Origin of the sequence: Pseudoclavibacter soli DSM 23366 (assembly GCF_000423505.1) — a bacterium.
GTDB lineage: Bacteria > Actinomycetota > Actinomycetes > Actinomycetales > Microbacteriaceae > Pseudoclavibacter_A > Pseudoclavibacter_A soli.
In genome coordinates, this window is record NZ_AUIC01000006.1 from 78,904 (window position 1) to 103,470 (window position 24,567).

The 24,567-nt window shown below is 61.4% G+C and carries 27 protein-coding genes; 20 read left to right on the forward strand and 7 right to left on the reverse strand.

Annotated features, from left to right (window positions below):
- Positions 1-15: 15 nt before the first annotated feature.
- On the reverse strand, positions 16-552 hold the full coding sequence (locus G557_RS0106720) for a hypothetical protein (protein ID WP_028245441.1): 537 nt from the start codon (positions 550-552) through the stop codon (positions 16-18).
- Positions 553-653: 101 nt separating this feature from the next.
- Entirely contained in the window at positions 654-1,103 is a 450-nt protein-coding gene (locus G557_RS0106725; RefSeq protein ID WP_028245442.1) for a hypothetical protein, read from the reverse strand.
- Positions 1,104-1,492: 389 nt separating this feature from the next.
- Between G557_RS0106725 and G557_RS13395 the strand changes: the two genes are divergently transcribed.
- Positions 1,493-2,797, forward strand: a complete 1,305-nt coding sequence (locus tag G557_RS13395; RefSeq protein WP_281167723.1) for an RNA-guided endonuclease InsQ/TnpB family protein — start codon at positions 1,493-1,495, stop codon at positions 2,795-2,797.
- Here G557_RS13395 and G557_RS0106735 read toward each other — a convergent pair.
- Entirely contained in the window at positions 2,786-3,037 is a 252-nt protein-coding gene (locus G557_RS0106735) for a hypothetical protein (RefSeq protein ID WP_028245443.1), read from the reverse strand. The two genes, G557_RS13395 and G557_RS0106735, sit on opposite strands and share 12 nt — an antisense overlap.
- A gap of 596 nt (positions 3,038-3,633) precedes the next feature.
- Between G557_RS0106735 and G557_RS0106745 the strand changes: the two genes are divergently transcribed.
- Together G557_RS0106745 and G557_RS0106750 are read left to right on the forward strand one after the other, a co-directional pair.
- Entirely contained in the window at positions 3,634-5,220 is a 1,587-nt protein-coding gene (locus G557_RS0106745; protein WP_028245445.1) for an LGFP repeat-containing protein, read from the forward strand.
- A gap of 20 nt (positions 5,221-5,240) precedes the next feature.
- Entirely contained in the window at positions 5,241-7,226 is a 1,986-nt protein-coding gene (locus G557_RS0106750; protein WP_028245446.1) for an LGFP repeat-containing protein, read from the forward strand.
- 60 nt (positions 7,227-7,286) lie between these two features.
- Here G557_RS0106750 and G557_RS0106755 read toward each other — a convergent pair whose 3' ends face one another.
- The 3 genes from G557_RS0106755 to G557_RS0106765 form a co-directional block, all read right to left on the reverse strand.
- Positions 7,287-8,561 carry a hypothetical protein gene (locus G557_RS0106755; protein WP_169337751.1) on the reverse strand — a complete coding sequence of 425 codons (1,275 nt, stop codon included), beginning with the start codon at positions 8,559-8,561 and terminating at the stop codon, positions 7,287-7,289.
- A 128-nt stretch (positions 8,562-8,689) separates the two neighbouring features.
- On the reverse strand, positions 8,690-9,505 hold the full coding sequence (locus G557_RS0106760) for a DNA adenine methylase (protein ID WP_028245448.1): 816 nt from the start codon (positions 9,503-9,505) through the stop codon (positions 8,690-8,692).
- Between the two features lie 59 nt (positions 9,506-9,564).
- Entirely contained in the window at positions 9,565-9,888 is a 324-nt protein-coding gene (locus G557_RS0106765; RefSeq protein ID WP_156877118.1) for a hypothetical protein, read from the reverse strand.
- Positions 9,889-10,285: 397 nt separating this feature from the next.
- Between G557_RS0106765 and G557_RS0106770 the strand changes: the two genes are divergently transcribed.
- From G557_RS0106770 to G557_RS0106785, 4 genes are read left to right on the forward strand one after another with little or no spacing between them, the layout of a single operon-like run.
- A complete protein-coding gene (locus tag G557_RS0106770; RefSeq protein ID WP_028245450.1) occupies positions 10,286-10,594 on the forward strand; it encodes a hypothetical protein in 309 nt (102 codons plus the stop codon).
- A gap of 2 nt (positions 10,595-10,596) precedes the next feature.
- The gene (locus G557_RS0106775; protein ID WP_028245451.1) at positions 10,597-11,292 is read left to right on the forward strand and encodes a hypothetical protein; all 696 of its coding nucleotides are present in this window, start codon (positions 10,597-10,599) and stop codon (positions 11,290-11,292) included.
- Positions 11,289-11,645, forward strand: a complete 357-nt coding sequence (locus tag G557_RS0106780; RefSeq protein WP_028245452.1) for a hypothetical protein — start codon at positions 11,289-11,291, stop codon at positions 11,643-11,645. Before G557_RS0106775 ends, G557_RS0106780 begins: the two co-directional genes overlap by 4 nt.
- Entirely contained in the window at positions 11,642-12,214 is a 573-nt protein-coding gene (locus tag G557_RS0106785) for a TetR-like C-terminal domain-containing protein (protein WP_028245453.1), read from the forward strand. The genes G557_RS0106780 and G557_RS0106785 overlap by 4 nt, the downstream gene beginning before the upstream one ends.
- Before the next feature lie 214 nt (positions 12,215-12,428).
- Here G557_RS0106785 and orn read toward each other — a convergent pair whose 3' ends face one another.
- A complete protein-coding gene (gene orn, locus G557_RS12225) occupies positions 12,429-12,971 on the reverse strand; it encodes an oligoribonuclease (RefSeq protein ID WP_169337754.1) in 543 nt (180 codons plus the stop codon).
- 1,166 nt (positions 12,972-14,137) lie between these two features.
- Here orn and G557_RS0106800 point away from each other — a divergent pair.
- The 13 genes from G557_RS0106800 (at position 14,138) to ssb (ending at position 24,374) form a co-directional block, all read left to right on the forward strand.
- Positions 14,138-15,748 (forward strand): GspE/PulE family protein, encoded by a 1,611-nt coding sequence (locus G557_RS0106800; protein WP_051224801.1) that lies wholly within the window; start codon positions 14,138-14,140, stop codon positions 15,746-15,748.
- A 55-nt stretch (positions 15,749-15,803) separates the two neighbouring features.
- On the forward strand, positions 15,804-17,030 hold the full coding sequence (locus G557_RS0106805; RefSeq protein ID WP_028245456.1) for a type II secretion system F family protein: 1,227 nt from the start codon (positions 15,804-15,806) through the stop codon (positions 17,028-17,030).
- 12 nt (positions 17,031-17,042) lie between these two features.
- Entirely contained in the window at positions 17,043-18,623 is a 1,581-nt protein-coding gene (gene pilM / locus G557_RS0106810) for a pilus assembly protein PilM (RefSeq protein ID WP_028245457.1), read from the forward strand.
- A complete protein-coding gene (locus G557_RS0106815; protein ID WP_028245458.1) occupies positions 18,620-19,330 on the forward strand; it encodes a hypothetical protein in 711 nt (236 codons plus the stop codon). The genes pilM and G557_RS0106815 overlap by 4 nt, the downstream gene beginning before the upstream one ends.
- Positions 19,327-20,406, forward strand: a complete 1,080-nt coding sequence (locus G557_RS12230) for a type IV pilus twitching motility protein PilT (protein ID WP_051224803.1) — start codon at positions 19,327-19,329, stop codon at positions 20,404-20,406. Before G557_RS0106815 ends, G557_RS12230 begins: the two co-directional genes overlap by 4 nt.
- Positions 20,407-20,415: 9 nt before the next feature.
- Positions 20,416-20,961 (forward strand): hypothetical protein, encoded by a 546-nt coding sequence (locus G557_RS0106825; RefSeq protein WP_028245459.1) that lies wholly within the window; start codon positions 20,416-20,418, stop codon positions 20,959-20,961.
- A gap of 28 nt (positions 20,962-20,989) precedes the next feature.
- Positions 20,990-21,610: a type IV pilus modification PilV family protein gene (locus G557_RS0106830; protein ID WP_028245460.1), complete on the forward strand. Its 621-nt coding sequence runs from the start codon at positions 20,990-20,992 to the stop codon at positions 21,608-21,610.
- Between the two features lie 26 nt (positions 21,611-21,636).
- Entirely contained in the window at positions 21,637-22,161 is a 525-nt protein-coding gene (locus tag G557_RS0106835) for a hypothetical protein (protein ID WP_028245461.1), read from the forward strand.
- 22 nt (positions 22,162-22,183) lie between these two features.
- Complete coding sequence (locus G557_RS0106840) at positions 22,184-22,357, forward strand: hypothetical protein (protein WP_156877120.1); 174 nt, start codon at positions 22,184-22,186, stop codon at positions 22,355-22,357.
- Between the two features lie 51 nt (positions 22,358-22,408).
- Complete coding sequence (locus G557_RS0106845; RefSeq protein ID WP_028245463.1) at positions 22,409-22,675, forward strand: hypothetical protein; 267 nt, start codon at positions 22,409-22,411, stop codon at positions 22,673-22,675.
- On the forward strand, positions 22,672-23,472 hold the full coding sequence (locus G557_RS0106850) for a prepilin peptidase (protein ID WP_028245464.1): 801 nt from the start codon (positions 22,672-22,674) through the stop codon (positions 23,470-23,472). The genes G557_RS0106845 and G557_RS0106850 overlap by 4 nt, the downstream gene beginning before the upstream one ends.
- A 121-nt stretch (positions 23,473-23,593) precedes the next feature.
- Positions 23,594-23,872, forward strand: a complete 279-nt coding sequence (locus tag G557_RS0106855; protein ID WP_028245465.1) for a hypothetical protein — start codon at positions 23,594-23,596, stop codon at positions 23,870-23,872.
- A gap of 13 nt (positions 23,873-23,885) precedes the next feature.
- Positions 23,886-24,374 carry a single-stranded DNA-binding protein gene (gene ssb, locus G557_RS0106860; RefSeq protein ID WP_028245466.1) on the forward strand — a complete coding sequence of 163 codons (489 nt, stop codon included), beginning with the start codon at positions 23,886-23,888 and terminating at the stop codon, positions 24,372-24,374.
- Positions 24,375-24,567 lie beyond the last annotated feature (193 nt).

Genomic DNA, 24,567 nt, shown 5'->3' on the forward strand with positions numbered 1-24,567 from the left:
ATGTGTGCGCGGTGCCTATTCGGGCTGGTTGGCTTTGACGAGGGTGACGTCGACGAAGTCACTCCCGTCCTGGCCGAGAGGCGTTGTCCTGGACTGGAGCTTCAGGTGCCCGTCGGCATAGACGATTCGATATTCGTGCGAGACGTTATTGTCGAGATCGATCTGCTGGACGGCGTCGCTCACGGCGTACTCGGCGTCGAAGTTGATTTCATCCCCGTTGGAGCTCAGCAGCGTTCGCAGCTGGTCGTCGTCGAAGTCCAGACCATACTGGTCGGAGAGCAGTCCTCCGAAAGAGGTTGCCGTAGCATCCGAGGAATGCTGATCAGTCTGCGGGCCGAACACAATCACCGCAGCGGAGAGTGCGACAAAACCGGCCACCGCCGCCATGCCAAAGCGATATGGACGCACCACTGGGAGCAGCGCCATGGCGATCATTATGAGACTGGTGACTGCGAGACATATTCCTGCAAATACGCGCAGCGGCGTGTCAAATGTGTATCCCGAGTTGGTCAGTGCCTCCGGGATGTCGAGCCAGATGTTTGAGGTGGTCATGGGGTGCTCCTTCGATGTCTCCAAGGACTATGCGAGACCCCGGCGGGCGGACACAACAACAGATGCCGCGGAAGAGGCAGCGGCATCTGTTGTTGGGAGTGTCAGTCTTCTGCTGGCGGGTTCAGCAGCGCGATCACCGAGGCGTCTTCGTGCTGAGCCAGGCTCTGCAGCAGAGGCTCCTGCAGGAGACCTTCTCGCAGCGCGTAGTGCGCGAACTGCGCCGAGTCTGCCAGCTTCTGCGAGATCTGGTCTGGTGCGGAGTTGAGGTCCGAGTCCTCGTGACGCAGGAGGATGCGCACATCGACATGTGTCTGTGCACCGTCGGACTGGCGGGTGACGTCAACCCCGAACTCCGCGGCAATTTCATCGGGCGTCACTTCGCTGAGCAAGTTGGTGACCTCGTCCTCATTGCCTTTGAGTCCCTCGATTGCGCTGATCGCAGCGAAGCCCGTGTTTTCGGGATAGGTGAACTCTGCGGCGAAGCCGGTGCTTGCACCGTCTTCACGGGTGGCTTCGATCTCGACAGTTGCGGTGGTGGTCTTCTGGGTCATGGTTGGCCTTTCTCAGGGGTGTGTCGCAGGACTATGCGTCTGCCGCCGAATTCCCGGCATCGCTGATGAGATCCGGAAGAGGAACGATGCCGGTTGCCACGGACAGGTCGTTGGCCTCCACCGTGAGGGGTGAGCAGGGTGCCCCCGGCTTTAGCCGTGGGGAGGAATGCGGTCGTTGAGGGTGCCTCGCATAGTCCTGTGGTGAGAGAGATTTAGAAGGACTGGTTTCGGTGAGTCAGCGGGTCAGGGTCACGAGGGTGTCGGTGAAGGGCGCGAGCCCGTTCATCGGCCTGTCTGATAATGGTGACTCTGGCTCTGAGCGGTTGTATTCGCGTGATCCGGATGAGCTGATGCGGTGGTTGTGCGGTGCGTGGCGGACACGGTTCAACATGCATCGCTCGCGTCGCAACAGATACGACAAGGACGGGAACCTCGTCCCCATCGGTGGTGAGCCCGATCTGAGGACCCCGAAGCAGTCGAGGTTGACGCAGTCCTGGACGGCAGCGGTACCAACGGCAGTGTTGGAGAGCCCAGATCGTCTGGAGCGGCAGGATTGGTTCGCTGCCGTCAAGCGGCGTGAGACTTTGAAGCAGCAGGGCAAGGATCCGGGCAGGATGCCCAGGTTCCGGTCTCGGAAGCACTCTCCAGACATCTTCGCGTGTTGGTATAACAACGGTAGGAATGCGCGTTTCCAACGGGTTGGGCGCAGAAGCGGGATCGTGTTCATCACAGGCCAGAACCCGGGCCAGTACACGGCCTCGGGGAAGCGTGAGAGTTTCGTGATCCGCATCCATGTCAGGCTCTCGGAACCTGTTTGTGCGTATACGTCCGTGCGGGTGAACTGGGATCGACGAGAGCTCGTGTTCGTCAACGACCCACAGGCAATCACACGGCAACCGACACACAAAGCTGTCGGCATCGACCGGGGCGTGGCGGTTGCCGTGGCCACCAGCGACGGGGCCATGCTGAGACTGCCGAAGAACGACCTCAAACGCGCAGACCGGTTGGTGCGCATGCACCAGCGTGCACAGGCCAGAGCGATCAAAGCCTCGGGCAAGACCACCAAAGACTACTACCGTGGACAGATGTCGAAACGATTCCGTGCCCACGCCAGAGCCATCAGTCGCCTATCCGCTAAAGCCAGCCGCACGGTCGCCGATCGACAGCAGAAATGGTCGACCGGCCTCGTGCGCGACTATGACGCGATCTTCATCGAAGACCTCAACATCGCCGGCATGACCAGTAAGACTCGGCCAGTGCCGAACCCCTTGCGTCCAGGCCAGTACCTGCCCAACGGGCAGGCACGCAAACGCGGCCTGAACCGTGTCATGCGGCAAGCATCCCTGTCCAGACTCGAGACCCTGATCAGATACAAAGCCGACCGTGCGGGCGTCCTCGTGGCCCAGGTGCCCGCCCCCTATACCTCCCAGCGCTGCAACGCCTGTGGACACATCGCAAAAGACAACCGCGAAAGTCAAGCGGTCTTCTCCTGCATCAACTGTGGACACACGGCAAACGCTGACACCAACGCCGCACGCAACATCCTGGACGCCGGAGCATCGGCACACCCGGAAATCACGCACGGCACACAACAGGGCAGGACATGCCCTGGCGATGGAGGGACATCAGACGACTGGAACCGAGCAATCGGCGAAGGCCGCAGTCCCGATGAAACGCGAACCTCAGCTGCGTAAGCAACCGGAATCCCCCGGCTTCAGCCGTGGGGAGGATGTCAAGAGCACGGCAATGGTTGCCGCACCGTCAGCCTGCTCGCCAGTGGCGGTGTCGTACCAGAGCCCGTTACTCAGGCGGAACAGTTGGCGCCCAGTGGACGCGTCGTACCGAGCTTCGACCACATTCTCGTCCTGAGACGATCGGTCGTCACTGGAGGCTGGATTCGGGTGCACGCGGTAAGTGATGTTCTTGGGGCTCATGGTTGTCTCCTGTCTTGCTGGTGGTTGTGCGCGGTGGCTTCAAGAAGGTCGGTGATCTCCCGTGCAAAACCGCGGTGCGGCCAACGTGAGTACGCACGTATCTTCTCGGCGACTTCAGCGGCCACCACCTCTCGCGGTACGAGTTCACGGACGGACGAGTAGCGGAGCCGTTCAGCGAGTTCCGAGTCGGAGCAGACCGTCCCCGCGCTGCTCCAGCTTTCATGCTGGCGCACCCAAATGCTTCGGGCGCCGTCTGGCTCTAGCTGCTCCAGCACGCATCCATCAATTGCTGGGATGTCGGGCAGGGGAGGTCGGTCTCGCTCAGCGCTGACTAGCTCATACCCGTCTTCGTCGGAACCGGCCGGATACACTAGATAGCCGGTGTAGCCTCTCGGATCTCCCTCCAGATACACGGAAGTCGCGAGGGCGGTCGTGCACGCGCGGCTCACCACGCCGGTGAGAGTGACACCGCTTCTGCGGAGGGACACACGATCCCCTTTTCGCAAGAATTCTGGGTGGGTGATCCGCGCTACATCGCTCATGTGTATGACTATGCGGGGACAGCAGGATCCGCGTCCTCCGCATAAGTGGAGGGTATGAGGCTGGAATTCTTCAAGATGGCACGTCGTGCTGGCGTATTCGTACTGGCTGCGCTTACAGCTGCCGTGCCTGCCCTAGTTGCTATTGGCCCGGCTGCGGCAAGTGAGGCCTCCAATCGATCCGCGATCTCCACGTTCTATTTGCACTCTGGCGCAGATACAGGGCAGCTTGGCGCTCAGAGCAGCCCGATCACGTGTGGCCTCAAACAGAACGGTTGCTATGCATGGTTCGCCGGCGGGATCATCTACGCTTCAGACGCATCGGCCGGCTCGATCGACAATCGCGCCATTCTCAACAAGTACGCAAGTCTCGGGTACGAAAACAGCTATCTGGGGTACCCCACCATGATCGCAACGCAAGGTCACGGGAAGCCTGTTAACGGCGCCTACGTCAACTTCCAAGGCGGTTCGATCGCTGTCGACGGCAGCGGCAACGTCACGGTCTCGCGCTCCCCGTACAGCACCGGCCTGACGGACAACTCCGGTTGTTCATATGCGCAGGGCGGCGATAGCAGCTACCGAGATACGGTCTGCTGGATTGATATGTCCAAATTCGACGAAACGGCAGCTCGCTCTTCTGCCGGACAGCAGATGACGTTGCAGATTGACGGAGGCTATACAGCTACATTCACGCTTCGCGTGTCTGGCAACGATGGGAAGAATCTCGGCGTGTATGCACTCGGAGCGCCCACATATTACGCGTCGGGTTTCGGCAACACTGGATTCACCTCTGTGAAGGGCCTTGTCAATGTAGTCTCGCCCGGCTCGGCCACACCGACAACGCTTCGCCTTGAGAATATCGACGTCCGTGATCAGAACGGCAACGCCGTCACACAGTATGGATTCGTCACAGCTGACACGGAATCGACCGAAGCAGGCGAAATCGTCACCATGCGATCTGACAAGAAACTCAACAGAATTGCAGCGCTCTATGACGGCACCAATCGTGGGTGCACGAGCGCCAACACCTCCAGTTCAGACGAAGGTCGCACGGTCACCTGCGTCGGTCAGAGCGGTGGTTCGTGGAGCAACATTACCGGCCCGTATTGGACGTTCCCGCGATACGCTACGAACAAATCTGGGAACATCGTCTACTACGCCACCGCCCCGTCATATATCGAGCAGGTGATCACGGCTGGCACTCCGAACAGTGCAGCCTTTGGTTTCATGGTGACGAAGGCGACGACGACGGTGAATGCGCCGTCTGATGCGAAGGCGACTAGCGGGAGCCCGTTGTTCACTGGCAATGTCAGTAACGGGTTTGGTTCCGATGACGGCGGACTGCGGGTACCGGCTGGCAGTGCCATCTCGACAGAGCCGAAGGTGTTTCTTTCTGGCGAGAACCTTACCTTCACTGCCAATACCTTTAGCGGTACCGCACCATCGTGGTATCGGACCAGCTGGACCTGCACGGTCAACGGAACAAAAAAAAAAAATACCAACCTCACCAGAGACGCCGACGACACCAACACACTCGTCGTCCGCAACAGCGACATTCCGATCGGCTCCGTCGTCAACTGCGCCGCCAGTATCCAGCTCAGACCCACCACATTCGTCCTCCAGCAACGACACTGGGGGAGCTAGCCTCCGCATAAATGGAGGGTATGGGACTCTCTAAACGGATTGCGGTCGCACTGCTCTCAGCAGCACTGGTTCTCGGCGGGGTCAGCGGGGCCTCCGCCACTGAGATCGGTGACGTCGACAGCAACAGCGTCCAGACCAGCCGAGACAAGATCACCGCCGCCTACGCGGATCTCAAGGACGAGTACGGTCTCGGCACCCTCGGCGGCAGGTACTCTCTGAAAGACAATGGCCAAGTCCAGCACGTCTACGGTACCGCCAACGGTCCAGGTGGCGCCATTTACGCCTCCGATAACTGGTCAGTCGGCGTGCTGGTCGAATACGGAGCCATCTGGGATCGATACGTCTCCCTGAACTATGAAAACGGTTGGCTCGGGTACCCGATTGGGCTGCAACAGTTCTGGGCAGAGGGGAATGTCACCTGGCAGGATTTTCAGAACGGGTACATCGCAGTTTCTGCTGACGGAAACGTGTCTGTAGGCTCAGGACGGTACACCGCGTCAATCAGCAACGATGCTTTCACTCGTGATGCTGTGATCCTCGCGTACTCGAACACCGGAGCGATGTCCGATGCGAGCCTGCTCGGCAAGCAGACATCAGCCATCAACTGTGGCCTCACTGCCGGTGGATGTTCTGCCTTGTTTGCAAATGGTGCCGTGTACGCCACTCGCACAAGCTCGGTCGCGATTACCGACAAGGGGATTTTGGAGAAGTACTGGGCGCTGGGGGCACAAGGGAGCTGGCTTGGATACCCTGCCGGTGAGCCAGTAGGTGGGTCCAGTACGAAAATTGGGGTGCCGGCAAATGGTGCTTACCAGAATTTCCAAAACGGAACGATCATTCGTAATGCCGACGGAACATATACAGTGACCCAGAATCCCAATTGGGATGGTTCAGACGGTAGTGGGTGCTCGTACGCTCAATCCGGTGACAACGCCTATCGCGACACCATTTGCTGGCTCGACATGGCGGACTATGACGACTCTGCAGCGAAGTCTGAAGTGGGCCAGCGGATGTCGATCACTTTGGACGGCGGATACACTGCCAGCTTCACCATCAAGGTCAGGGCAGCCAACGGCGTTTCCTCGACCAACGCAACTTTCTTCGCTCTTGCTACCCCCACACACTATGCCGCTGGTTTCGGCAACACTGGTTTCAAATCCGTGGCTGGGAAGCCCGCTTTACTCGTCTCGAACAACGATGCGACCGCAGGCGTCGCTATCACTATTTCAGATGTCTCGGTCAGGGACGCGTACGGGAATTCAACCTTGAAGTATGGGCTGGTCACTGGCGATGCAGAATCGACGGAACGGGGGGAGGTCGTCTCATTCACGTCAGACCGGCAGCTCAAAAAACTGGCTGTGCTCAACGGCGGGTCGGGGCGTGGCTGCGATGACTCCACAACGAGCACGTCAGGGAATACCGTCACCTGCACGGGGCCAAGCGGCGGCTCGGTCGTGTTCAAACAGGGGCCATACTGGCTCTATCAACAATTCGTTTCCAACCGATCCGGGAACATTCTGTACTACGCGGAGTCTCCTGGAACAATCACTCAGACAATCAAAGCTGCCTCTCCGAACGCCGCTGTCTTCGGTTTCATGGTGACGAAGGCGACGACGACGGTGAATGCGCCGTCTGATGCGAAGGCGACTAGCGGGAGCCCGTTGTTCACTGGCAATGTCAGCAACGGGTTTGGTTCCGATGACGGCGGACTGCGGGTACCGGCTGGCAGTGCCATCTCGACAGAGCCGAAGGTGTTTCTCTCCGGCGAGAACCTCACCTTCACCGCCAATACCTTTAGCGGTACCGCACCATCGTGGTATCGGACCAGCTGGACCTGCACGGTCAACGGAACAATCGACACCAACCTCACCAGAGACGCCGACGACACCAACACACTCGTCATCCGCAACAGCGACATACCGATCGGCTCCGTCGTCAACTGCGCCGCCAGTATCCAGCTCAGACCCACAACATTCGTCCTCCAGCAACGACACTGGGGGAGCTAGGGCCCGCACGCGAAAACACCCCGCCTGAGAAAAACCCGGGCGGGGTGTTTTCACGTGCGCTCAGGCGCGCTTACGGCGGCGCGACGCGGCGACCAAGGCAGCGCCAATGCCGGCGAGCATCGCCGCTGCAGCCGCACCCTCGACACCGCCGGTGTGCGCCAGCGTGTCCTCTGACGAGGCTTCCGCGGCGGTGTCGTCCAAGACAATGCTGCCGTCATCGTTCGCGGTGTACGACTGGGGGATCACACTCGTGACCTTCACTACGTCGATATTGCTATCCGGAGTAGTCTCACTGTCACTGTCAGTGTCAGTCGGGTCGGTCGGATCGACGGGCGTCACTGGATCAGTCGGGTCGGTCGGATCGACGGGCGTCACTGGATCAGTAGTCACCACGGTGAGCGCTGCCGGATCAACGGCGAAGGTGTCAACCAGCCCAAGGAGCTTCTCATCATCGGCAATCTTGATGAGGTAAAACACCGGGTGGGCGTCGTCGACGGCCTTCGGCAGGTCCACTTTCAGCAGCGCCTTGACCAGATCCTCTACAGTCACCCCGGTCACGTCTGAGATGAATTGCAGACTGACCGTCGTGTGGTTGGTGACGTAGTAGTCCGAACCGATGTATTTGTCGAGATCCAGAGTGAGCCCGCGGAACCATGTCGTGTCTGTACCCGTGCTCATCCCCGAAACCACGACATTGATGCCGTGACCCTCCTGCACTCGCTTAGAGATGTTGGTTTCGCGCAAGCTCCACTGCGCGTTGATCACCTCGGAAACCGTGACCGTCGACGTGGTTCCGTTGGCGTTGTTGATCACCTGGGTAGTGGTGGTGTCCTCGACGACTGGTGCGGGATCCTCCGGGATTTCCTCGGGCTCCTGCTCACTGGGATCCACGATTACGAGATCTTCGGTGCCGTCTGAGACGGGTGTTTCGTCGGAGGTCACGCTCAAAGTGCTCGGCTGGACGGTCTCATTGGCGACGGGCTCGTCAGGATCCTCAGAGGTCGCAACGGGTTCCGCATCTACACCATCTTGTGAGCTCAAAGTGCTCGGCTGGACAGTCACTTCTGCAGCAGGTTCGTCCGTGCTCACTGAAGCCGCAGCAGGCGTCTCCGTGGTGGCCGGCGCGGGCGTGGTCACGATGGTGCCAGAGGGCTGTGCTTCCGTGGTCTCAGCTGCGGGGGCGTCAGTGGCGGCCATCTGGGTCGCGCTCGAATCGCTGGCGAGCGTGCTGGCATCGACCTCGTCCGCGTTGGCGAGCACGGGGAATGCAGTGATGGCGATGCCGGCCGCTGCTGCGCCGATGCCGCCAATGAGAGTCTTTTTGTCCATGTTCATGCCGACTCAGCTGCTGCACCCCTTTTCGGTGCGTCGGAAGAAGCTGAGTTCCTTTCCTGGCGTAAGTTGTGCGCGGACGCTCAAATTCACACGATGCAACCGTCGCATAGTGAAACTATAGCGCGTGTTCAGGCTCCGATGAGAAACACAACTTCACGTCGCGCGTGTGACCCTCTCGTCATCAGCGAATATGGGCGATCGCCTGTCGGAAGTTCGATGGCACCGGCATACCGACGACGCTGGTCTGGCGTGTCGGGGCCGACAACCACGGAGGGGCCGGGGCGAGCCAGAAGTAGGCGCGCCAACTCGTCATGGGCGGGCTCATCCATTGAGTGTGCGTACAACCGCGGGCCTTCCTCGGGGTACGGCGGGTCGATAAAAGCAAGCGCGTCTTTGTGGTGAGCGAGACTCGCCTGCCAGCCTTGTGCTTCGGGTGCGGCAGAGAGAATGCCTGAGGCCCCAAGTTCGAAGATGCGGCCGATTCGCTCAGCCAATGTCTCCGGGCGCCAGCGCTGTTCCATCCTGCTCGCAGGCCCCGCACCGATGATGCCACTCCAGCTGAGCCTCGACAGCGCCAGCGTGCGGAAGGCGCGCCCAAGCCGTGTCTCCGGGGATGAGGCGCGTAGCTCCAAAAACCTCTCTCGCGTGGGGAAGAAACGATGGACTAGGTCGATCAGCGGCACCGGATCTGTGAGAGCCACCGCCCAGAATGAGGCGATGCCTTCGTCAGCATCGGCGAGAGTTGCTCGTGCCACCAGCCCCGTCTGCGCCAACAGGAGTGATACCGCACCGGTTCCGGCAAACGGCTCCACGAACCGCTCTACCCCAAGACGATCGGCGACCTTGGCCACATCACGGGCGAGCGCGCGTCGCGCGCCCGGTCGAGATAGCGGCGATCGCGCAGCAGGGGACAGTTTCAACAACTCGGCAGTGATCCGCTCCAACGCCCATCTCCTCGCAAGACTGGTGTCCTTCGAGCCTACCGAACAGGTGCACTGTGCATCTATAAATCAATCACATTGACGCTGTCGGCTACATGTTCCATCCAGTCGAGGTCGTCGAGCGCGAAGTCCTCGGCGTAGGTTTCGACGACCACCGTGTCTTGTGCCCGCCAGAGATAGAGCACTTGACCATGCGGTGTATCCACACGAAGCCCGGACCCCAAGGCGTGCTCCATCGGCTGCACTACAAGCCCGGAGGCAGCGCCATCCGCCGAAGAGACCATATCGATGACATCTGCAGGGGCAAGATCAAGCACCACCGCGGCACGAATATTCGATGCACCATCCGCAGACCGCCAGCAGGCGCGTGCCGTCAGGCCGCCCACCCACCCGGGGTGGTGGGTCTCGTCCGCGGGGCAGGCACGCCACCCCGGAGGAACCTCCAGCTCCAAAATGACATCACGTCGAGATTTCATCAGCCCCCCGCATAGCTATCAGCGTACGTGCTTGCCCCAACACTGTTGGGATACATGGGGTGCCTCATGGCGGTGGTGTCCTACCCGGTGTGCTGCGGCAGCAATGAGCGGAGGAGCAGATCGTGAGCTTGGTCGCAGACCTCAGCAACCGAGGGTACAGTCTTCGGTCCACGCCCTACGCATGGATCATTCATGATGGCCGCCTTTTCCCAGTCTGGCAATCACAGGACTACGTCGGTCCTGTCCCGACAGCCTGTGCAGAAACGATAGACGAACTCGTGACTGCACTCAAAACGAAGGATCCCGTATGAGCGACACAGCAAAGACAGAACCGGAGACAATCCGGCTGATTCTGCACTTCGAGAGTCGCACCCAGCCGCATCGGAGCACTGCAGTAAAACTCGAACGCACCATCCGACGTATCGAATCGGCACGTGAGTCCACCGTTCGTCCTGCCACGCTCAGCGATGCCCCTGAGACGCTGATCCTCGTGCTCGACCTTGTTTGCGCACCACCCACCTACACCATCGACACCTTGGTCGCAGTTCTCGCGGTCATCCGAGCCGAGCTCGGTGACGCAGTCAGTGCCATCACCCCCGTCGAGAACGGAGACTGATCATGGAAGACCTCACAGAAGTGCTTGGCCCCTCAGAAGATCGCTACCTCGGAGCTGGGTATCGGCGGCTGGTGACTACGGTGGACGGAGACATCGCGCGCTTCATATATCTGCCGGGCGTCGGACGCATCACTGATCACGTCACCTCTATTGAAGCTGTCAGCGCGGCCCTGCTCGCATCTGGAACGACGGGGTGGCGTCATATCGACGTGGCCGCGCCGCGTCAGCTGACGCCGAGTGCCGCAGATGTACTAGTGAAAGTTGACCGTGACGGTGACGAAACCAGTGTGCTTCTTGCAGGGTTCACAGCTCGGCTTTCTGACGACAGTGGTCAACCTCGCCACCTTGTCGCAGCGGGGAGATCTCGGACGACCGTCACCGGACAGGGGCTCGCGCACCATACGTGGGCTGAAGATACCCCCGGCGTGGTCGATTTGATCGCTTTGATGGGTGAGCTATCCCAAGTGGCCATCCAGCGAGAGCTCGGGCTCTCCCACGCTGACTACGGTCAGCTGGTCATGCGACGAATCACTCTGGATACTGTGGATGTGCTGCCGCAGGAGCATTTCACTTCGCAGACCGAGTTGCTCCGATTTCGAACCCTCCAACTGGCCGGACGAGAGGTCATCGACGTCCACACCAGCATCCTGCTGGATGGCGGGACACACGGCCGTGGGGTGCTGGCGGTGATCAGGTGAGTCGCGAGTACGAAGCCGCAACCGTCAAAAACACTGCCGCGCTCTCTGTTGGTGACGCCCGCCAGACGCTGCGCAGCATCGTAGCACTGTATCGTGGGGACGAACGCATACGGGCCGGCATGCGGCAGGCGAGGCAGGCCGACAGCGGGCGCCCGCCGGTCATTATCGATCTGTGGCGGGGGCTGTTCCCCGGCTCGGACCCGAATGCGGTTGACCTGCTGGTCTGCGCCGTAATGGGGGCGAAGGACGTTGGCGAAGCCCAGCAAGACTCTGTCGATGAAATCGCCGACCGCATGCTCGAAGTAGGTCTTTACGCGATCGAGCTAGTGGAACGAACAGGAGGTTCGCTGTGACTGAGAAACCAGTCAGGCGTCGCCGGCAGGCGGTCGTAGACGACGTATTCGATGCAGTGATCTCGCTGGCGGCGCTGGCCCCCGTAGAGCTCAACGTCATGGCTATCTGCCGAGAAGCGAACATCACTCGAACGACTTTCTACCGTCACTGGTCAGATGTCGATGAGCTTCTGTCGGCGATCCTGTCCCACCAGTTCGTCCAGCCGGTCACACCAGACACGAATACGGTTGAGGGTGACCTGCGTGAGCTGCAGGCGGCTGAGATCGCGATGTTCAATGACGCAACATTCCGCGCATTGCTCCCGCTTCTGGTGAGTCGAGTCACTCAGAGCAGTGCCGCGGCAACCACCTGGGAGCAGGGTTTCATCATGCCTCGCCGACAGTCGGTCAGACTCATTCTCGACCGTGCGGTGGAGCGCGGCCAGATCAAGCCGCAGGATGACTACACGCCTGTTTATGAAGCGCTCGTCGGTCCGCTTGTCGTCGCCGTGCTGTTCCCACAGTCACGTGAGCTGACGTCTACAGACGTCGACCGTACCGTCAGGGCGGCACTGAGCATCCTCGGCTGATTCCATATGCCACATACGGCATATATTTAGAATTCAGCGTCACATGCTTCGCAATACCGCGGGACGTACGGCGCATCCCGCGTGTCCTCTGCGCACCAGTAAGCACCGTACGGCTGCAACCGACCGCTTGCGAGGAACTCTTCGACCGCGGCGCGAACCTCCGCATCGGTATTGGCTCGCCGGAGGTCGATGACGAGCAGACCCGGTGTGCCGATCACGCCAGCTCCTTTCGGAGGACATCCAACTGCCAGCGGTATTCGTCCAGAGAGCCGCGGATGTCGTCGAAGGCAGTGTGGGCCGGTGTCTTGCCCGAGTTCGGCCCGCCGAAGTACCCGAGCGCGCCCAGCAGGAACCGATTAGAACTCACATCCAACACTCGGTAGTGCAGCCATTGCTCCAGCCGCGGCAGTTTCGCCTCGAGGAACTTACGGTCGAGAGCAACAGAACTTCCCGCCAAGCGTGCCTGTCGAGGATGAACCGCCCACTGTTGCACGTAGGCGAGCACTTCTTCCTCGATCTGCGTCAGCGGTAAGCCCGCCGCCAGACGATCCCACAGCCCCGTGCGTGTGTGCATCTGGCGGACGGTGTCGTCAGCGTGGTCGTAGAGAGCCACCGATTCCTCGGCATCGTAGTGAACCACAGCATGATAGCCGTGCTCGTCTACCAGATTCCCGGATGCGTCGGTGACGAGAACTGCGATCTCCAGCAGCTCATCATGGTTGTCCCACGGGTCGAGTCCGGTGGTCTCGACATCCACCCATACCAGCAGGGGAGCAGCAGATTTCTCCGCAGCCGGTTGGAGTGTGGTCAGTGGGACAACCGGTCGGCCTCGGGTGGCGCCGTGACCTGCAGGCATCAGGACGGCTCGCCCGGGTGCACCTGAATCTCTGGCGAGCAGACTCTCGATTTGCCAGCGTCCCTCGTATCGTGACGTGGTGACCAGGTCACCGGGTGTGAATGTATGCACGTGCTGCACCTCCTGAGAGAGGCTATGCGGGGCACCTGTCGAGTATGGGGGCTGGCGTGTCGACGGAGACTTGCCAGACCGAGATCCGGAAGAGCACGGGCACGTTCGATCAGTGCCAGCATGGGGCTAAGACGGCGAAAGAGGGTGCTTCAGCGGCACATCAACGGGCCGCCGGTGATTTTAGGCTTGGTGTTGAGTGCTCCGCTCTGAGTGGAGCGATTGACGCCAAGCCTAACACCTCTGTCAACCCCCACACAACCCCCAAAACAGGCACCTTCGCACCCAAAACAGGGGTCGCAAGAGAGCGAAAAAGCAGGCCAGGAACCCCAGAAAACAGCCCCGAAAAGCACTTTTAGGCTTGGCTGCGGCAGGTGAGCGGGCACTTGAGTGAAGCTGGTGCAGCCAAGCCTAACACCCCCTGTCAAGCCCCACAACACCCAAAAACCACCACCCCAAAACCCCGTACTTCCCCGGAAACACGCGGAACCAGCCCCCTCGCGGACACCACACCACCCAAAACCACCCACACGAAAAACACCCAAAAACCCGCCCACGTCCGACCTGTCCGCAGCCTGTCCGCACAGCCCGCGGACAACAAAAACCCCGGAATTCCGGGCCAAAACAGCCCTCCAACACCCTGTCCGCAAAAAACGCCCGAGGGGACCCCCCCTCGTATGTGAGAAAGAGAAATATATCTCCCCCAGCCCCTATATATATCTCTCTCTTTAACAAATCATTTAACTAGACAGACAGAGAGGACAGGCCCCTACAGCCCAGTAATTACAAGGGAAAATTTGTCCGCAAGCTCTGCGGACAAGCCGCGGACAAGCAGGACAAACCCGCAGCAGCCCCGAAACACCCCGCACGCATAGCTCTCTGACATGAATAGGTTTCTTGAATCTCTGCGTGCCGCCGGCGTACCCGATGTGGTTCTCTCACGTATCCCAGAGGATCGTGTGAGCAGCTCATCCGGAACACTCGCTTGGTTGCTCGAGAGTCAGCTGGTGGATGATCGGCTGTTGGCTGATGTTGCCGCAGAGACCTCACGGCACACGCGAGTGGACCCGCCACAGGCGAGCAGTATTCCGGATCCTGTGGTGTCAATGATCGCGGGGAATGTGGCTCGCACGAGTCTGGTTGCCCCGGTCAGTGATGACGGAACCTACCTCGATGTGCTGGTGGTGAACCCGTTCGACAGGTCTCTGGTCAACGCCGTCGGAGGATCCTCAGGGCGTCGCGTCCGTGTACAGGTCTGCGCTCGCGGCGCCCTGCAGGAACTGATCGCCGAGCTGTACCGCTCCGACTCAGAGCAGATGCTGGACAGCCTGGGGGAGGACCTGCGCGCCCAGCGCGAGATCATCTCCAGCGGCGAAGAGTCAGATGATGCCGCGGCGGATTCGAGTCCGGCCGCCCGACTGGTTGTCGGCATCCTGCAGCGAGCTGTGGACGAGGGAGCCTCTGATGTGCACATTCAGCCGTCACCGACTGGCGTACATATCCGCCACCGTGTGGACGGTGTGCTGCGGGAGGTGAGCACCTATGACGCGAACGTGCACCAATCCCTGATCAACCGACTGAAGATCCTTGCCCAGTTGGATATCGCCACCCGTCACAAGCCGCAGGATGGTCGTATCGGTCTGAAGCTCAACGGCGGCACCACCGACATTCGCCTTGCCATCCTGCCTTCGGTGCGTGGAGAGTCCGCGGTTATGCGAATCCTCAACCAGTCCGGTGGTCCGCTCGATATCTCCAAGCAGGAGTTCGCACCCGCCGCTCTGGAAGCCTTCAAGCAGGGGTACCACGCCTCTTATGGACTCGTACTCGTGACCGGGCCGACGGGGTCTGGCAAGTCGACAACGCTGCACTCTGCGCTGACGGACATCAACAAGCCCGAAGTGAACATCATCACCGTTGAGGACCCGGTCGAGTTTCGATACCCCGGCGTGACGCAGATTCAGGTCAACGAGAAACAGGGGCTCACCTTTGCCGGTGCGCTGCGATCAATCCTCCGCGCCGACCCGGATATTCTCCTCGTCGGCGAGCTCCGAGACGGTGAGACAGCGTCCATCGCCATGGACGCATCACTGACCGGTCACCTTGTGCTGTCAACCCTGCACACCAACGACGCGGCCTCGGCTGTTGGACGTCTGACCAAAATGGGCATCGAGCCGTTCCTGCTCGCCTCGGCGTTGCGAGTGGTAGTTGGGCAGCGTCTCGTGCGGCGCCTGTGCACCCAGTGCTGTCGGCCTGCCGAGATGTCTGCCGGGCAGCTGAGACGCCTCGGCTTCAGTATCCCCGAGGCAGCCCCCGACGAGGCGGTTGTCCATGTGCATGAGGCTGTCGGCTGCTCGCGATGTAATGACACCGGCTACCAGGGGCGGCTGGCAATCAGAGAGGTTCTTGTCGTCGACGACGTCATGCGCCGCATGATCGCTGAGGGGCGGACCGGGGCCGAGCTCGCCGAACGGGCCATCGTTGCCGGGATGGAGACGATCCGCACGGACGGGCTGCGCAAAGTCGCCGAAGGCAAGACCTCCGTCGCTGAGATTCTGCGCGTCAGCGCGTGACCGGACAGCGCACTACGCATACGGCCTTGTTGGAACCAGTGAAAGGGCAAGCTGCATGAGCCAGTTCGAGTACATCGCACGAGATGCGCAGGGGCGTCGGCGCCGCGGACGTATTGACGCGGCAAGCCGCGAGGTGGCACTGGCACAGTTGTCAGATCGGTTCGCGGCCATTGTCTCCCTTGACGAATCATCCGGCACGCTCAACAAGGACATCAACATTCCGGGGATGGGTTCTAAGGGCGTCCGCCCCAAGGACCTCGCTCTCGTGGCTCGTCAGCTGTCAACCATGGTCGGTGCCGGCCTTCCGCTGACTGAGGCTCTTGACCTTGTCAGCTCCCAGACCCAGCGTTCGAAGTCACTGGGTGCGGCGCTTTCGTCCGTTCGTCAGGACGTCGTCGCCGGATCGAGCCTGACCGAGGCGCTGGCGCTGCATCCCAAGATGTTCCCACAGCTGTTCGTGAGCCTCGTGGAAGCCGGCGAGGCCTCAGGGGAACTGGATCGTACACTGGCCTCAGCGGCGGGCGCTTTCGAGCGGCAGCACAAACTGCGAGCCAAGATCAAATCCGCGATGACGTATCCGGTTGTCGTGCTGGCAATCGCATTCATCGCCGTCATCGGCATCGTCTGGACACTCGTCCCGAAGTTCGAGGAGATGTTCGCCGCTCTCGGCGGCCAGCTCCCGCTGCCGACACGCGTGCTTGTGGCTGTCAGCCACCAGATGCCGTGGCTTGGACCGCTCATCATCGCAGTGACACTCGCGTCTGTCCTGTTCCTGCGCGCCAGCCATGACAAGGCGTGGTTTCGCCGGCGGTGGGATCCGATCAAGCTCAGGCTCCCGATCATCGGACCCCTTGCTCGCAAGCTGGCTGTCGCCCGTTTTGCGGATGCACTCTCATTACTGACGAATGTGGGCGTGCCGATCACCTCATCGCTCGATCTGGTTGGTCGAGCCAGTGGCAACTGGGTCATCGAACAGGCAGCCCGCCAAGTGCGTGAAGACGTCGAGTCTGGTCGCTCCATCCAGAGCGCGCTCCTCGCGCAGCCGGTATTCCCAGAGCTGACCACGAAGCTGATCGGCGCTGGCGAGGCAGCAGGTGACCTGCCCTCGATGCTGGAAAAAGTCGCTGAGTTCTACAACGACGATGTCACCGAGGCTACTGAGCAGCTGACCAGCATCATCGAGCCGGTCATGATCGTCGTCATCGGCGCAGTCATCGGCGGCATCGTCATCAGCCTGTACCTGCCCATGTTCCAGATCAACACCCTGATCTCCAATTCCTGAGAGGAAACCATAATGGCAGCAGCCGCAAAGCATCTCGGCTTGGACATCAGCCGCACTGGCATTCGCCTCGCCCAAGCGCACATTGACGGAAACGGCGACCTTGTCGTGGATTCATACGTGAGCCTGGATGTGCCAGAAGGCCTCATCTCGGAGACATCGATCATCGACATCCCGGCGGTGGCTCGTTTGGTCACTGAGGCTTACACAGCCGGCTCATTCACCACGAAGAACGTCGTGGTTTCGACGTTCGGACGGCAGCAACTGTACCTCCCGGCCTCGTTCGCAAAGCTGCCGCATGCCGAGCTGAGGAAGTCGCTGCAGCTGCGCACCCCGACCGATGAGCCGCTGCCGTTCTCTGCGGCCGGTGCGCAGTTCGACTTCCTTCCAGCGCCCGACGCCCCCGTGCGGGCAGGGAAGGTGAGTGGGCTGCTTGTCGGTGCCTCCGCCCAGATTGTCGCCTCGCTCGAGCAGGTGGTCTCCGCCGCTGGCCTGAAACTCGTCGGGATCGATGCCGGAGCCTTCGCGCTCGCTCGTGCGACGCAGGCAGCGGTCGGCGGTGTGGACGACGCAGTCATCGTCGACATCGGCAAGACCAACACCACAGTTGTGCAGGCGAGCTCGGGCACCGCAGTGTCAGTGCAGCTCACGCCGGATGGCGGAGACACCATCACCGACCGCCTGATGGATCGCCTGCAGCTGACTCGCGGCGCCGCCGAGAAGCTCAAGACCTCCGAGGACACGAGCGCCGTCGAGGCCTACCAAGGTGACTTCGAGGATGTCCTCGCCGAGGTGGTTTCGGACATCGCGTGGTCGGTCGAGGAGATCCTCCATGAGCACCAGCTCTCCCAGATCGTGCTCACCGGCGGTGGCGCACGGACGTTCGGCATCGACCGCGCGTTCGGCGACCGCTTCCGCATTGCAGTCAGCGCACCCCAGTTCGCTGATGCGAATGGTCAGCTGGTGTCGCTGGTCGCGGTCGGCCTGGCCCTACCTGGCGCGGGCGTAGACCTTCGTCCGGTGTCGCTGGCCGATCGGTCTGGGCTGGTACGTACCGCAGCTGTGGCAGCCGCAGCGCTACTTGTCGCCGGGGCAGCGATCGGTGTGACCGGGCTGCAGTCCAGCTCCGCCGCATCGCAGCTGGCCAGCGCGTCCGAGCAACAGCAGACTCTGCAGACTCAACTGGAGGGCGTCTCTGAGGCCGCCTCAGTCTCCACGCAGCTGCAAGTGCTCTCGGACGCACGCAGCGCGGCCACCGCAGCCGAATCGGACTGGTCCGGGATCTTCACCCGCCTGAACGCCCTCACCCCCGAGGGCATGACCATCAGCCAGTTCACCATCTCGTCCTTCGGCGCCAACGCCGAGGCCGCTGCCGACTCCGAGGGCCCCCTGAACGTCGCGGTCACGACAACGAGTGAGACCCTGCCCGATCTGACGTCATGGCTGAACGCCCTGAAGTCAGATGCTGGCGTCACCTCGGCCAAGGTGACCGACTCCCAGCGAGTTGAGGACACAGGCACGTACACAACCAGCGTGAGCGTTGAGCTCTCGCCGAACTTCACCTACCGATTCGACCAGTCAGGAGCCGCGCAGTGACCAAGGAAACCACTAAGACAAATACGGCAAACCTGAAGCTGATCACCGCGGGCGTCATCGCCGTGAGTGTACTCGCCGGCGGTGGCCTCAGCTGGGTGAACCTCAGCTCGGCCGGCGATGACCGGGAACAGGCGTCAGCCATCGAACAGAGCAATACCACTCTCACCCAGCGTGTCGACGCAGGCGAAGCGGCGCGGCAGAACTTCGATGCTCTCAGCGCGCAACTGGCTGACCTCCGCGCGAACATCCCGAGCGCGCTCGACCAAGAGGGCTTCTTCGCTGAACTCTCGGAGGTCGGCGCAACCAACGCGATCTCCATTGACGGGCTCACCTTGGGTGATGCCACGCCCTTTGAACAGATCTCCCCAGAAGTGGTCGCCGTACTCGAGTCCGTCTCCGGAGATGACGCGGCAAAGGCATCAGCGGCAGCCGATGCGATTGCGAGCGCAGATGCGTCCAGCTTGATCGCGTACCCGGTGACAGTGACTGCCACCGGAGATTATGACAGCATCGCCGGGTTCATCAGCGGCGTTCAGCACTCCACTCGACTGTTCTGGGTCAACGGCATCGACATCTCAGAGCCGGAGAAGGATCAGACCGAGTACACGGTGGTTCTCTCTGGAGACATTTTCGTGCTGGCTGACGCAGACGTGGATGTCGATCCTCAGGAAGAATCTGAAGACGTCAGCATCGAGGTGGCCGAATGAGCGGTCTGAACGAGGTTCTCGCGTACGCACTGGAACAGGTGGTCGCTAAGGGCGCCTCTGACCTCCACACCGCAACAGGTGAGGTGGCTCGCATCAGGGTCAACGGGTCGCTGCAGACCATCGCGGGTATGGATGCATCTCCGTGGACGGCGGAGCTGATGTACAGCGTGCTCGAATCGATCACTACCCAAGATCAGCGCGATCGGTTTGCGGATGAGCTCGAGCTTGACCTGTCCATCGCAGCTGCAGGCGCACGCTTCCGAGTCAACGTCCACCATCAGGACAATGGCATCGGGATCGTGTGTCGGCAGATCCCGACCCAGATTCCGAGTCTCGAATCGCTCGGCATGCCGCGCGTGCTCCGGCAGTTCGCGGCCCTGCCGCGTGGGCTGGTGCTCGTGACCGGGCCGACCGGGTCCGGGAAGAGTACGACTCTGGCTGCGATGATCGATCTGATCAACCGCACGCGCGATGAACATATCATCACCATTGAAGACCCGATCGAGTTCGTCCACCGCTCAAAGCGCTGCTTCATCACTCAGCGCGAAGTCGGGCGGGACACGAACTCGTTCCCCGAGGCACTCAAGCGCGCACTTCGCCAAGATCCCGACGTGATCCTCGTGGGGGAGATGCGCGATCTGGAGACAATCTCCACCGCTATCGCCGCTGCGGAGACCGGACACCTTGTCTTCGCGACACTGCACACGCAGGATGCGCAGCAGACCGCGGATCGAATCATCGACATGTTCCCGGACGGCCGGCAGGAGCAGATTCGACAGGAGCTGGCGGCCACGCTGCGGGGTGTGGTCAGCCAGACCCTGCTGCCAACCGTCTCCGGCGGACGGATCGCGGCGCACGAGATCCTCGTGGTCACATCCGCCGTGGCGAACATGATCCGATCGGGAACCACCCATCAGATCGTCACCGCCCTGCAGTCAGGCGCGAAGGAGGGCATGCACAGCCTCGACCAGAACCTCGCCGAGCTCGTTCGTGCCGGCCGTGTCGAGCGCGCGGTGGCTCAGCGTGCCGCCCATGATCCTCAGGCGCTGGCAGGCTACCTTTCGGCCTCCGCATAGGTGTGGTGTATGAGTCTTCGTCGAACGCGCCGGTATCGCGATGCCGGTGACTCCTTGGTCGAGGTGATCGTCAGTGTGTTCCTAATCGCCGCCATGGGGCTCGGTGTGGTCAGCGTCTTCACGTCGACGTCGACAAACGCGGCGAAGGTCTCTGAAGTCGCCGAACGTGATCGGATTCAGCAGAGTGTGCTCAACCTCGCCGAGCAGGCCAGTGTCGCAGCTTCCGAGAAACTCACCACGACTGGGAGTCAGGTTGAAGCCTGCAAGACCTGGTTCACCTCCTTCAGGCAATATCCAGTCGCAACCAGTTACCCGCTCACGGAGCAGATGAATATTCGACTGCGGGTGAACTCCACGCAGGTCTCCGGGGCTTCGGACGCGGTCTGGACTGTCAGGAAGGGGTCGATGACCGTCCCCACCGCCTCCGCCATCAACAGCCTGTGCTCTCGAGTGGCCGCCACCGATGAAAACGCAGTGGTCACCACGACTTTCCGTCTGGCAGTTCGTATCGGCGAACGAACTCCCGAGATCGAGGTGATCACCCTTGCGAAGTAGACGTCTGAAGCGGCTCCGTGACTCGGGTATGACTCTCGTGGAGACCATTGTGGCGATGGGGCTGGTCACTATGGTCCTGCTGATCCTAGCCACATTGGTGAACACCGCAGCCGGACTGAATCAAGACAGCACTGCACGCAACCAGAACATCCAGACCGCCAACACGTTCACACAGGGGCTGGAGACCGGGCTGAACGACACCGCCTCAGTGCTGCCTGACGCACAGGTGAACGCGCGCTTCGGCGGCGACGAGGCTGTCGTCGTCCTCACTCGCGATCGGGAACGGGCGCGCTGGACGTGCCGTGCATGGTGGTTGGACGACGACGGCATCCTCTGGCAGCGCACCGGCCCAGAGCTCGCGACAAACTCGTCAACGGGGCGTCCCATCGCGGCAAGCGCGTCGGCAGGCTTCTCTGCAACATCGTCCCCGGCGAGTGCTGGATGGCAGAAGGTCGCAGACGCCAGTATTCCCAGTGGGGGAGGCTTCACCGTGTCCTGGGACAGCAGCAGCCCCTACATGCTCAAAGCGGATTTCGTGATCGGCAGCGTGGCGCCATACCGGGCGCAGACCACGATCACACTGGACTCCGGCTGGTATCGATCAGCACTGGACCTCAGTGGAGAGGCGGCAACAGTATGCGCAAGCTGAGACACCGTCTCCGAAATGACTCCGGAGTGAGCCTTGCTCTGACCGTCATTGCGATTGCAGTGCTCACGGTGGTCAGTCTTGGTGTGCTCTCCGGGCTGCGCGCAACCGTCTTCGGGGCATCGGAGTCGACCGCTCAGAACCATGCCAGAAGCCTTGCACGATCAGTCAACGAGCTGGGGGCATACCAGGTCGGATACGCCGGCACCCCGAGTATTGACCCCGGCGCCTGTTACTGGTGGTCGACATCCCACACACGGCCGTCTCGGGCCCCGGCGGGGTGCACTCAGCTGACCGCGTTCTCCGTGTCGGACGCAAGCGGCGCAGTCACCGAGGGACTGTTCGAAAGCGGTGACTACGCTGATGTGGTCATCCAGTATCAGGACCCGCTGGCAGCGAATGCATCGTTGGGCATTTACGCGCCACAAGCCTCCGACTTCGCCCAGACGCCTTACGCACGCGTGGTGGTCTCATCTATGGCGTCCACGGACACGCAGACGGGCACTGTGCAGTCGAGCGACTACACCACGGTGTACTCACTCACCTTCGCTTAGTGACCCCGCGCACATGGTGGGTATGAGCACACAGACACGTAAACCTCGACGTACACTCCAATCCGACTGGCGGGCTTTTGTCGCGCGGCACCCGCTCGCACTGCCGACGCTTCAGCTTTTGGCTGTGGCTGCAGGCGTCTTGGTGACCATGGCCGTGCTGGTCGACCTCGCGGTCGAGAGCCTGCCGCGGATCTGAACACGTCCGCATAGTCCTGTCCCAGACACCAGCCTGTGGAAAGGACATCAATTGAGCATCGTCCCAGAAATCACGTTCAGTCGACATGAGGGGCGCATATTCGCGACCCTCGATATCCAGCCCCCGGTCACGTTGGAGGCTCGACGACTTCCCGACGGCGGACTGGAGCTCGACCCGGTATCCGCCGTCGACGCCGCTGTCAGCGCGGACCTCGATCTCGACTGGGCAGCGCTCACACGGCGAGTGGACGAATACGAGACCGCGCTTGCCGCAGCCCGTGCAGCCGGGCACCCCACAGCTTATGAGCAACAGCGGTGAGCTCGATCCCACTCACTGCCCAGCTGATCTGGGCCGGTGTCTTCGGTGCCGTGCTCGGCAGCTTTCTGAACGTCGTGGCTGTCCGCTTCGCCGCAGGCACAGATGCCTCTGGTCGCAGCGCTTGCCCCACCTGCAACCACCAGCTCAGCTGGTCTGAGAATGTGCCCATTCTGGGATGGCTGGCCCTAGGTGGTCGCTGCCTGCACTGCAGGACACCCATCAACATCCGATACCCGGTTGTGGAGGCGCTCAACGCGCTGCTGTGGGTGATGCTTTGGTGGCACATACCCCCGCAGACACCGCCAGAAGCCCTGCTGACCGGCCTGCAGCTGCTCACGGGATCAGCGCTTCTGACCATCACGCTCACCGACCTCGACACAGGACGCATCCCGAATAGGGTCACGCTTCCGGCTGGGGTGATGACTGCCGGGCTGATCGCCCTGACCAGTCTCGCCGGCCAGAACGAGACCGCCCACGGTGCACTGATCGGCGCAGCCGTCTACACTGCGCCGATCCTCGTATTCGCGCTAGTGGGGGCCATGGGGTTCGGCGACGCCAAGATCGCACCGGTGATCGGGGCAAGTCTCGGTGCAATAGGAATGCCCACGCTGGTGATGGGTATGGTCGCACCCTATCTGCTTGCGTTCCCAGCTGCCCTGCTGACACTGCGCCGTGGTGGGCGTGGTTCAACACTGCCGCTCGGCCCGGCACTGGCGGGAGGCTGGCTGCTTGCTCTGTTCTTCGGTAAACAGGCCGCGAGCCTGTTCGGGGTCGACATCCTGCTCGCCCAGCTATAAACGCGGCACCCCCCCCGTGTGCATGGGGCACACACCCCAAACCGACGAAAAGCGGCATGATGTTGCGATTTCCCTTGTGCGCATGAGGTCGGGGCGGTGCGCCCGCCTCCAGAATGATGCCATGAGCACTCCAAACCCAAATCCCAACTCTCAGCTAGACCTCGACACGGAGATCGACTTCGTTGTCTCGGAGATTGCCACGGTCGAGGCGAGACTCCATTGGCTTCGACGCAGTCTCGACCGGCTCAGGCAGGCTAGGACACAGACCGCCAGCGTCAGCTTCGACCAGCTGGCCGACTTGCTGAACAAACCCGAATGCACGATTTTCGATGCCCCGCGCATAGTACATCCAGACGACGGAAAGGCCGACGTCACCGCCACCAGGCGAACACACAACTAGAGAAAGACACATCATGGCGAACAACGTCCAGACCTTCTACGGAAACATCACCGCCGACCCGGAGCTTCGCTACACCGGCAACGGCACCGCCGTCACCAGCTTCACCATCGCACAGTCGGTCGGTTTCTACGATCGCGAGAAAGGCGAGTACGTCGAGAAGAACACCGCGTTCCTGCGAGTGAGCGCATGGCGTGGGCTGGCTGAGAACGTGGCCCAGTCGCTGCACAAGGGCCAGCGCGTCACCGTGGTCGGCGTCCTCGAGCAGACCTCCTACGAGGACAAGGAAGGCAACAAGCGCACCTCCTTCGAGGTCACCGCGGACGACGTGAGTGTCTCACTGCTGTACGGTAAGGCCGAGTTCGTCAAGATCGGCCGCACCAACCGCAGCGAGCCGAACGAGGACGCACCGAAGCAGGCGTCGAAGCAGGCGTCAAAGCCCGCACCCGCATCGTCGAAGCCGGCCGCACCGGCTGCTGACGACGATGACGACGACGACTTCTAGTACTCGCCTCCACAACGAATGAGGGGTCTGCCCATTCCGGGTGGGCCCCTCATTCGCATATCTCGCCATTATGGAGCTGTCCATTCCCACACCGGTGCTCATCCTGCTGGTATTGCCTATCGTATTGGGGTTGCTGGCCCGTCGGGCTTCGAACAACCATCGCATCCAGACAGATCCACAGCGAGTCTTCACA